The sequence below is a fragment of the Nocardioides sp. genome (assembly GCF_034670285.1).
Classification (GTDB): domain Bacteria; phylum Actinomycetota; class Actinomycetes; order Propionibacteriales; family Nocardioidaceae; genus Nocardioides.
In genome coordinates this window covers 1-9,468 of the sequence record NZ_JAXMNS010000114.1, presented here as the reverse complement: position 1 = coordinate 9,468, position 9,468 = coordinate 1, and the positions used below count along the sequence as shown (strand labels likewise).

The following is a 9,468-nucleotide window of genomic DNA, read 5'->3' as shown; positions in this document are numbered from 1 at the left end:
CTCCGCGATCACCGGCTCGGAGGTCTGGGAGCTCCCCGACCAGGTGCGGGTGCCCAACCACCCGCTCAAGCCTCGTCACCTCAAGCTCCACGAGCTCGCCACCGGCACCGACGCGGTGCTCGACCGACGCCTGGTGCTCGGCAACAACGACGTACGGATCTCCTACGTCGTCACCGGGGAGACGGCCTCGCCGCTCTACCGCAACGCGACCGGCGACGAGTGCGTCTACGTCGAGTCCGGCGCCGGCACGGTCGAGACCGTCTTCGGGGTGCTGACCTACCGCGCCGGCGACTACGTCGTGATCCCGCGCGCGACGACGCACCGGTGGGTGCCGCAGACCGCCTCGCAGCTGTACGCCATCGAGGCCAACAGCCACATCGCCCCGCCCAAGCGCTACCTGTCGCGCTACGGCCAGCTGCTCGAGCACGCGCCGTACTGCGAGCGCGACCTGCACGGACCGGACGACGTCCACCTCCTCGACGCGGACGCGGACGGGGCTGCGAGCGAGGAGGTCGAGGTCCTCGTCAAGCACCGCGCGCAGGGCCAGGTCGTCGGCACCCGGCTGACCTACGCCACGCACCCGTTCGACGTCGTCGGCTGGGACGGCTGCCTGTATCCCTACACGTTCAACATCGACGACTACATGCCGATCACCGGCAAGATCCACCAGCCGCCGCCCGTGCACCAGGTCTTCGAGGGCCACAACTTCGTGATCTGCAACTTCCTGCCGCGCAAGGTCGACTACCACCCGTTGGCGATCCCGGTGCCCTACTACCACTCGAACGTCGACAGCGACGAGGTCATGTTCTACGTCGGGGGCGACTACGAGGCGCGCAAGGGCTCCGGCATCGGGCTGGGGTCGATCTCCCTGCACCCCGGCGGCCACGCCCACGGTCCGCAGCCGTCGGCGATCGAGGCTTCGCTGGGCGCTGAGGCCTTCGAGGAGTCGGCGGTCATGGTCGACACCTTCGCCGCGCTCGAGCTCGGCGAGGGGGCGCTGGCCTGCGAGGACCCGGCCTACGCGTGGTCCTGGGCCCGGGGCATGTGACACGCGTCACCAAAGGGGTGTGACGGTTCGGCCGGGGGTGACGTGCACTGGAGGTCAACCGTTCAACCACTTCCAAGGAGCACACCATGACCACCACCACCCAGTCCCTCGAGGGCCGCGACGACGACGTCCTCGACTGGACCGACCTCGGTCAGAAGATGTGGGACTTCCTCACCGGCCGCCAGGCCGCCATCCACTACCGGTTCGAGGACATGGCCGTCGAGGTCCCCCGCGACACCGGCGCCAACGCGCCTCGGGCCACCTGGAAGCTCCACGGCACCCTCACGGTGACCACGAGCGACAGCCAGGCGGGCTCTGCCACCGCCGTCGGGCGCAGCTGATCATGTCCCGGCCGACCACCACGACCATCGACGCCGACCTGTCGTTCTCCCTCGAGCGCGAGGGGAGCACCACGATCACCGGCCGGCTGAGCGGCCAGGGCAACCGCCTGACCCTGGACGTCAGCGACCCCGGCGCCTTCGCAGGTGCGGGCGACGCCGCGGGCATCCGGGCTCTCGCCGAGAGCCTGGCCGATCGCGGGATCAAGGTGCGCGTGCAGCACGACGAGGTGCACCTGGTCTCGCTCGGCGCGGTCCGCGCGCCGTGGTGGCAGCGCCGGGCCACGGGCTCGCGTCGGATCCGGCTGGGCAGCCTGCGCGGCGCCTGGACGTCGGCCCGCTCGCGCGTCTCCGACCGCGACCCGGTGCTGCCGACGGCCGCGATGTTCCCGCCCGCGACGCTGTGGCCGATCGCCCCGACCTTCAGCCCACGGGCCCGTCGCCAGGTCACCACCACCCACGACCCCGGCCGGGGTGGCTCTCCGCGGCTGGTCCTGGAGAAGGCCGACGTCTGGGGCGGCGAGCGTCAACCGGTCTTCTGGCTCGAGGACGGCATGATCATCGGCTCCCGTCCGGGCAGCGACATCGAGCTGCCCGGACTGTCCGAGGTCCACGCGAGGCTCCACCACGACGAGAACGACGAGTGGGTGGTCATCGCGATCGACGGGGCGACCCGGGTGCACGGCGCCGCGGTCGAGCGTCAGATCCTGCGCACGGGTGCGCGCGTCGAGGTGGGCGGACACGTGCTGGCCTTCCGGCGCGACGAGCACGCCGACCACGGCCGGCCCTACTACGGCCGCGTCGGAGGCGAGCTGGGACGCCAGATCCCGCAGCCGCCGCGCCCCGGACCGCGAGTCGACACCGGGGAGTGGGACGGTCAGGACACCATGAGGTCATGAGCTCCTCCCTCTCTGACCTCGGACGGCGTCTCGGACCCCTGCGCAAGGCGCCACGCGACGACATCGACGAGACCGACCTGACCGTCGGCGGTGAGTCGCACGCCGCCGCGGGCGCTACCGCCGTGGCCGTGTCGATGAAGCGCGCGATGGAGCAGATGGGGCCGCTGCGGACGGCGCAGACGCTCCTCAAGCTCAACCAGAAGGACGGCTTCGACTGTCAGGGCTGCGCCTGGCCCGACCCCGAGCACCGGCACACGGCGGAGTTCTGCGAGAACGGCGCCAAGGCGGTCACCGAGGAGGCGACGCTGCGCCGGATCGGCCCGGAGTTCTTCGCCGAGCACTCGCTCGCCGACCTCGAGGACCGCACGGAGTACTGGCTGGGTCAGCAGGGCCGGATCACCCAACCGATGGTGCGACGCACCGGTGGCACCCACTACGAGCCGATCTCCTGGGACGACGCCTTCGCGCTGATGGGCGAGACCCTCAACGGCCTCGCGAGCCCGGACGAGGCGATCTTCTACACCTCGGGCAAGACCTCCAACGAGGCCGCGTTCGTCTACCAGCTCTTCGCCCGGGCCTTCGGCACCAACAACCTCCCCGACTGCTCGAACATGTGTCACGAGTCGACGTCGGTCGCCCTCGACGACGCGATCGGCATCGGCAAGGGCTCGGTCTCGCTCACCGACGTCGAGACCGCCGAGCTGATCATCGTGGCCGGCCAGAACCCGGGCACCAACCACCCGCGGATGCTGAGTGCCCTCGAGAAGGCGAAGCGCAGCGGCGCCAAGATCCTGGCGATCAACCCTCTGCGCGAGGCCGGCCTGGTCAACTTCCGCAACCCGCAGAAGGTGCGTGGCTGGGTGGGCAACGGCACCGACCTCGCCGACCTCCACCTCCCGGTGCGCGTCAACGGCGACCTGGCGCTGTTCCGGGGGATCGCGGCCCACCTCGTGGCCCACGACGCCATCGACCACGACTTCGCCGCGCAGCACACCGAGGGCCTCGAGGCCTGGATCGAGCACCTCGCCCACGTCGACTGGAGCGAGATCGAGCGGGCCAGCGGCCTGTCCCGAGCCCAGATCGAGGAGGCCGCCGAGATGCTGCGGGCCTCCTCGGCGACGGTCTTCTGCTGGGCGATGGGGATCACCCAGCACCGCAACTCCGTGGCCGTGATCCGCGAGATCACCAACGTCGCCCTGCTCCAGGGCAACATCGGCAAGCCCGGCGCCGGGCTGTGCCCGGTGCGCGGACACTCCAACGTGCAGGGCGACCGCACGATGGGCATCTGGGAGAAGTCGCCGCCGGAGTTCCTCGACGCGGTCCAGGCCGAGTTCGGCTTCGACCCTCCGCGCGAGCACGGTCACGACACCGTCGACTCGGTGCGTGCCCTGCGCGACGGCCGAGCGCGCTTCTTCCTCGGGATGGGCGGCAACTTCACCGCGGCCGTCTCCGACACCGCGGTCACCGAGCAGGCGATGCGCAACGCCGACCTCACGGTGCACGTCTCGACCAAGCTCAACCGCTCGCACGTCGTCACCGGCGCGCAGGCCCTGATCCTCCCGGCGCTGGGTCGCTCCGAGAAGGACCTCACCGGAGGGCTCGCACAGCGCGTCACGGTCGAGGACTCGATGTCGGCCGTGCACGCCTCCCACGGCCCGCTCGAGCCCGCGTCGCCGCACCTCCGCTCGGAGGTCGACATCGTCTGCTCGCTGGCCCTCGCGACCCTCGGCGATCGCCACGACCTGCCGTGGGCGGAGTTCCGCTCCGACTACACCTCCATCCGGCACCGCATCGCGCGGGTGGTCCCGGGCTGTGAGTCGTACGACGAGCGCAGCCGGCGACCGGGCGGCTTCGTCCTCCCGCACCCGCCGCGCGACTCACGGACCTTCCCGACCTCCAGTGGGCTGGCCCGGTTCGCGGTCACGCCGCTGGAGGTGCTCGAGGTGCCCGAGGGGCGGCTGCTGCTCCAGACGATGCGCAGCCACGACCAGTTCAACACCACGATCTACGGCCTCGACGACCGCTATCGCGGCGTCAAGGGCGGGCGTCGGGTGGTGTTCGTCCACCCCGACGACCTCAAGCACCTCTCACTCGAGGAGGGCGACCTGGTCGACCTGGTCAGCGAGTGGGACGACGGCAGCGAGCGTCGGGCCCCCGACTTCCGAGTCGTGGGCTACGAGCAGCCGCTGGGGTGCGCGGCGGCGTACTACCCCGAGACGAACCCGCTGATCCCGCTCGACTCGGTGGCCGAGGAGAGCAACACTCCGACGTCGAAGTCGGTCGTCGTCCGGTTGGTGCCGCGCCGAGGCTGAGGCGCCGACGGCGTGCGCCGTGCCGATCTGGGCAAGTGGGTGCCAGACGTACCCGGTGAGTGGGAACATGACACCGTGGACCCCCTGGACGCGTGCGTGAGCGGCGTGCGCGCGAGCAGCCTCGGAGCGGAGGAGCGGTGGTGACCGACCCGCGCGATTCTCGAGGCACGGCGCTGGAGCGAGAGTTCCGCGAGACCCAGGCGCGTCTGCAGTCGCTGCTCGAGCACCACCCGCACGGCTTCTTCTCCCTCGACCGCGACGGGCTCTTCACCGCTCTCAACCCGGCCGCGCTGATCCTGAGCGGTGGCTACACCGAGGACGAGCTGCGGGCCACGGGCTTCGAGGCGTTGCTGGCTCCCGAGGACCGGAAGCGGATGGCGGAGCACTTCGCCGCGATGCTCGAAGGTCACTCCAAGCGGCTCGACGTGAGGTTCCGTCGCAAGGACGGCTCGTGGGGTGAGCTCGACCTCATCGGCGTCCCGATCCTCGTCGACGGCGAGGTGATCGGGGTGCACGCCACCATCGAGGACATCACCGAGCGGGTCCGGATGCAGCAGGTCCTCGACGAGGCGGTGCGGGCCGCGGAGTCCGCGACGTTGGCGAAGTCGCTGTTCCTGGCCACCATGAGTCACGAGATCCGCACCCCGCTGACCAGCGTCCTGGCCGCGCTCGAGCTGATGACCGACACCGACCTGAGCCCGCAGCAGTCGACGCTGTGGTCGATCATGAACCGCTCCGGTGAGCGGCTGCTCTCGCTGGTCGACGAGATCCTGGACTTCTCCCGCATCGAGTCGGGCAAGTCCGAGCTCGCCCTCGACACCTTCTACGTCAACGAGCTCGTCGAGTGGACCGGCACCGTGATGGGGCCGGCCGTCCGCGAGAAGGGCCTCGCCTTCGAGGCCACCTGCACCGAGGACCTGAAGGGGCCGGTGATCGGGGACGCCGAGCGGATCCACCAGGTGCTGGCCAACCTCGTCGGCAACGCCGCGAAGTTCACCGCCGAGGGCATGGTCGCCCTGCGGGTCTCCAGCTTTGCCTGCGACGCCGAGTCGGTGGGCGTGCGCTTCGACGTCGTCGACACCGGGGTCGGGCTCACCGGAGAGCAGCAGCGACTCGTCTTCGAGTCGTTCCGCCAGGCCGACTCGACCATCACCCGCAAGTACGGCGGCACCGGTCTGGGGCTGGCGATCTCTCGCCAGCTCGTCTCCCTCATGGGCGGCACCATCGAGGTCGCGAGCATGCCCGGACGCGGCAGCACCTTCACGGTGCTGCTCTCGCTGCCGCGGCGGCTGCTGACGGAGTGACGCCATGACCGGACCGCTCACCGGCGACGACGGTCTCGACCGCTGCCCCTGGGCCGGTACGACGTCGGGCGTGATGCGTGACTACCACGACCGCGAGTGGGGCCACCGCGTCCACGGCGAGGCGGCGTACCTCGAACGGCTCACGCTCGAGGCGTTCCAGTCCGGCCTGTCGTGGTCGACGATCCTCCACAAGCGCGAGGCGTTCCGCGAGGTGTTCTGCGGCTTCGACGCCGACCAGGTCGCGTCCTTCGACCAGGGCGACCACGACCGGCTGATGAGCGACGCACGGATCGTGCGCAACCGGCTGAAGATCTCCGCGGCGATCACCAACGCGGCCGCCACGGTGGCGCTGCGCGAGCAGGAGGGCCTCGAGGCACTGGTGCGCTCCTTCGCGCCCGACGTCGTCCCGACGCCGGCTGACACCGACACCATGGCGACGACGTCGCCTGCGTCGGTGGCGCTGTCGAAGGAGCTCAAGCGGCGCGGCTACGTCTTCGTCGGTCCGACGACGATGTACGCCCTGATGGAGGCGATCGGCATCTTCGACCCGCACCTGCTCGGCTGTCACCGCCGGGGCGAGACCAGCGAGACCAGCGGGTCGGGCGGGTGATCGTCGGACTCCTCTGGCTCCTGTGCTGTCAGCTCGTCGGCGAGGTGATCGTGCGCGTGCTCGACGTGCCCGTGCCGGGTCCCGTGGTGGGACTGGTGCTGCTGTGGGCAGTGCTCACCTGGCGCCGTACCCCGGACGACGCTCCGGTGGTCCGCACCGGTGTCGCACTGCTCGCTCACCTGCAGCTGCTCTTCGTGCCCGCCGGGGTGGGGGTGGTCGCGTTCGCCGCGACCCTGCGCGACGAGGCGCTGCCGCTGACGCTGGCCCTGGTGGTCTCGTGGGTGGTCGGGATGGCGGTGGTCGGCTGGACGGTTCCGCTGCTGGTCCGCGGTGGGCGAACGGACGAGGCGCGATGACCGACGCGTTCACCTGGTTGCGGGAGTCGCCGTTGCTGATGCTGGTGCTGACGATCGGCGCCTACCAGCTCGGGTGCGTGCTGCGTGACCGCACCGGCGGCCACCCCCTCGCGCAGCCGGTGCTTGTCGCGATCGTGTGCATGAGCGCGGTCGTGGTGGTACTCGACATCGACTACGCCGACTACCGCGCCGACACCGAGCTGATCGCCTTCTGGCTGGGTCCTGCGACGGTGGCCCTGGCGATCCCGCTGCACCGTCAGGCGGCGCGTCTGCGGGGGCTGGTCGTGCCGATGCTGGTGGGCGTGACCGTCGGAGCGGTGGTGTCGGTGACGACGGCGGCGCTGGTCGTGCGGCTCGCCGGCGGCGACGACCTGCTCGCTCGCACGGTCGCTCCCAAGGCGACGACGACGCCCGTCGCAATCGGTCTGGCCGAGAGTCTCGAGGCGATCGCGCCCCTCGCAGCGGTGCTCGCCATCCTGGCGGGTGTGCTCGGCGCGGTGGCCGGACCGGCCGTCCTGACGCTGCTGCGGATCCGCGACCCCCGGGTGCGGGGCCTGGCGCTCGGCTCGGTGTCGCACGGCATCGGCACCGGTCGGCTCCTGCACGACGACGAGACGCAGGGAGCCTTCTCGGGGCTGGGGATGGGGCTCACCGCCCTGGCGACGAGTGCCCTGATGCCGCTGCTCGCCCTCGTGCTCTTCCAGTAGGTTCGCTGCCATGACGCGACCCCTCCAGGTGAGTGCCGTGACCGATGACGCCCTGGGCGACCTCGACGCCGTCGGACTGGTGGAGGCGCTGCACGCCGGTGCCGTCTCGGTGCCCGAGGTCGTCGAGGCGGCCATCGCGCGGGTCGAGTCGGTCAACCCTTCGCTGAACGCGATGGCCTACCGGGCCTACGACCGGGCGCGCGTCGAGGCGGCCACGCCTCGCGACGGGTTCTTCTCGGGCATCCCGACGGTGATCAAGGACAACGTCGACGTCGCGGGCATGCCGACCCAGGACGGCGCCGACGCCTGGGAGCCCCGTCCCGAGAAGGCCGATGGCGACTTCGCGCGGATGTTCCTCGCCACCGGACTGATCCCGCTCGGCAAGAGCCGGCTCTCGGAGTACGGCTTCTCGGCTGCTGCCGAGCACCCGCGCCTGGGGGCCGTGCGGTCACCGTGGTCGACCGAGCACGTCGCCGGTGCCTCGTCGGCCGGCAGCGCTGCGTTGGTGGCCTCCGGGGCCCTGCCCCTGGCGCACGCCAACGACGGGGGCGGCTCGATCCGCATCCCGGCGTCGGTCAACGGACTGGTCGGGCTGAAGCCCACCCGGGACCGGCTCGCCCAGGACAAGCTGATGCGTGACATGCCGATCCGGATCGTCTCCGACGGGGTCGTCACCCGGTCGGTGCGCGACACCGCGGCGGTGTTCCGCGAGTCCGAGCACGTCTTCCGCAACCTCGCGCTCCCGCCGATCGGCGACATCACCCGGCCGGGCCGCAAGCGACTGCGGATCGGCTTCAACACCAGTGGGGTCGGGGTGAGCGCGGCGCCCGAGGTCGCCGGCCTGACGCTCGACGTCGTGACGCTGCTGGAGCAGATGGGCCACCACGTGGAGGAGGTCGCGGCGCCGGTGCCCGACGGCTTCCGGGAGGACTTCCTGCTCTACTGGGCGCTGCTCGCGATGGCGATGGTGCGCACCGGTCGCCGGCTGCACGGCCGGTCGTGGGACCGCGACCGTCTCGACAACCTCACCCTGGGTCTGTCGCGGCACGCCACCCGCAACCTCCACCGCGTGCCCGGAGCGATCCGCCGGCTGCGTCGGGCGGCTCGTGAGTCCGAGCAGTTCTACGACACCTTCGACGTGACGCTGAGTCCCGTGCTCGCCGCCGAGACCCCGCGGATCGGTCACCTCGACCCGACCCAGGACTACGACACGATCATCGAGCGGCTGATGGACTGGGTGGCCTTCACCCCCGTGCAGAACATCGCGGGCACGCCCGCCATCTCCCTCCCGCTCACGCAGACGGCGGCGGGCCTGCCGCAGGGGATGATGTTCGGTGCCGGCGCCGGCCACGAGTCGGTCCTGCTCGAGCTGGCCTACGAGCTCGAGGAAGCCCGCCCCTTCCCCCGCATCGCCCACCACGCTGGTTGAGGTGTGAGGAGCGCTAGCGACGAGCCTCGAAACCCGGTGACGTGCCTGTGACCCCGCCGGGACCGGCGGGGTGTCGGGGCGGGGTGTTCAGGGCTCGGGTGGGTCGTCGAGCGGGGTGGTGATGGGCATCCGGCCGTGGCGTCTTCCGCGGGTGACTCGGAACCGGTGGCCTGAGGGGCTGGTCCAGTCGTAGACCCCGGGTTGGGGTGAGTCGTATTGCCAGGCGGAGAAGGTCTTGGCGCGGTGGTGCTTCCTGCAGAGCAGGGAAAGATTTGAAGTCGTCGTTCGGCCACCGGCGGAGGGGTCCTTCTTGTTGAAGGGGACCCGGTGGTCGAGGTCGCAGTGCTCGGCTCGGCGGGTGCAGTTGGGGAAGACGCAGTTCTGGTCGCGCAGGCGGACTTGCTCCACCAGCTTCGCGGTGGGCACGTAGGCCTTCGTGGAGAGGTCTTCGTTGAGGTCGATGAC

Annotated in this window: 10 protein-coding genes; 9 read left to right on the top strand and 1 reads right to left on the bottom strand. The window is 70.9% G+C overall.

Annotated elements, in window-relative coordinates; all coding sequences use genetic code 11:
* From VOI19_RS07730 to VOI19_RS07690, 9 genes are all read left to right on the top strand, one after another.
* Positions 1-1,048, top strand: a 1,048-nt coding sequence (locus VOI19_RS07730; RefSeq protein ID WP_323792384.1) for a homogentisate 1,2-dioxygenase, incomplete at its 5' end; no start/stop codon positions are given.
* Between the two features lie 86 nt (positions 1,049-1,134).
* Positions 1,135-1,389: a hypothetical protein gene (locus VOI19_RS07725; protein WP_323792383.1), complete on the top strand. Its 255-nt coding sequence runs from the start codon at positions 1,135-1,137 to the stop codon at positions 1,387-1,389.
* A 2-nt stretch (positions 1,390-1,391) separates the two neighbouring features.
* Positions 1,392-2,285 carry an FHA domain-containing protein gene (locus VOI19_RS07720; RefSeq protein WP_323792382.1) on the top strand — a complete coding sequence of 298 codons (894 nt, stop codon included), beginning with the start codon at positions 1,392-1,394 and terminating at the stop codon, positions 2,283-2,285.
* Positions 2,282-4,597: an FdhF/YdeP family oxidoreductase gene (locus tag VOI19_RS07715; RefSeq protein WP_323792381.1), complete on the top strand. Its 2,316-nt coding sequence runs from the start codon at positions 2,282-2,284 to the stop codon at positions 4,595-4,597. The genes VOI19_RS07720 and VOI19_RS07715 overlap by 4 nt, the downstream gene beginning before the upstream one ends.
* A gap of 140 nt (positions 4,598-4,737) precedes the next feature.
* Positions 4,738-5,901 (top strand): sensor histidine kinase, encoded by a 1,164-nt coding sequence (locus VOI19_RS07710; RefSeq protein ID WP_323792380.1) that lies wholly within the window; start codon positions 4,738-4,740, stop codon positions 5,899-5,901.
* A 4-nt stretch (positions 5,902-5,905) separates the two neighbouring features.
* On the top strand, positions 5,906-6,511 hold the full coding sequence (locus VOI19_RS07705; protein ID WP_323792379.1) for a DNA-3-methyladenine glycosylase I: 606 nt from the start codon (positions 5,906-5,908) through the stop codon (positions 6,509-6,511).
* Complete coding sequence (locus tag VOI19_RS07700) at positions 6,508-6,867, top strand: CidA/LrgA family protein (protein WP_323792378.1); 360 nt, start codon at positions 6,508-6,510, stop codon at positions 6,865-6,867. Before VOI19_RS07705 ends, VOI19_RS07700 begins: the two co-directional genes overlap by 4 nt.
* Positions 6,864-7,574: an LrgB family protein gene (locus VOI19_RS07695; protein WP_323792377.1), complete on the top strand. Its 711-nt coding sequence runs from the start codon at positions 6,864-6,866 to the stop codon at positions 7,572-7,574. Before VOI19_RS07700 ends, VOI19_RS07695 begins: the two co-directional genes overlap by 4 nt.
* Before the next feature lie 10 nt (positions 7,575-7,584).
* Complete coding sequence (locus VOI19_RS07690) at positions 7,585-9,003, top strand: amidase (protein WP_323792376.1); 1,419 nt, start codon at positions 7,585-7,587, stop codon at positions 9,001-9,003.
* An 87-nt stretch (positions 9,004-9,090) separates the two neighbouring features.
* On the opposite strand, the gene VOI19_RS07685 is transcribed toward VOI19_RS07690, so the two are convergent.
* Positions 9,091-9,468: HNH endonuclease signature motif containing protein (locus tag VOI19_RS07685; protein WP_323792375.1), on the bottom strand; the 378-nt coding region annotated here is incomplete at its 5' end.

Bases quoted from the DNA above. Each gene is read 5' to 3' on its own strand.
- VOI19_RS07690 (WP_323792376.1), top strand. From the start codon at position 7,585: ATGACGCGACCCCTCCAGGTGAGTGCCGTGACCGATGACGCCCTGGGC.
- VOI19_RS07695 (WP_323792377.1), top strand. From the start codon at position 6,864: ATGACCGACGCGTTCACCTGGTTGCGGGAGTCGCCGTTGCTGATGCTG.
- VOI19_RS07715 (WP_323792381.1), top strand. From the start codon at position 2,282: ATGAGCTCCTCCCTCTCTGACCTCGGACGGCGTCTCGGACCCCTGCGC.
- VOI19_RS07720 (WP_323792382.1), top strand. From the start codon at position 1,392: ATGTCCCGGCCGACCACCACGACCATCGACGCCGACCTGTCGTTCTCC.
- VOI19_RS07705 (WP_323792379.1), top strand. From the start codon at position 5,906: ATGACCGGACCGCTCACCGGCGACGACGGTCTCGACCGCTGCCCCTGG.
- VOI19_RS07725 (WP_323792383.1), top strand. From the start codon at position 1,135: ATGACCACCACCACCCAGTCCCTCGAGGGCCGCGACGACGACGTCCTC.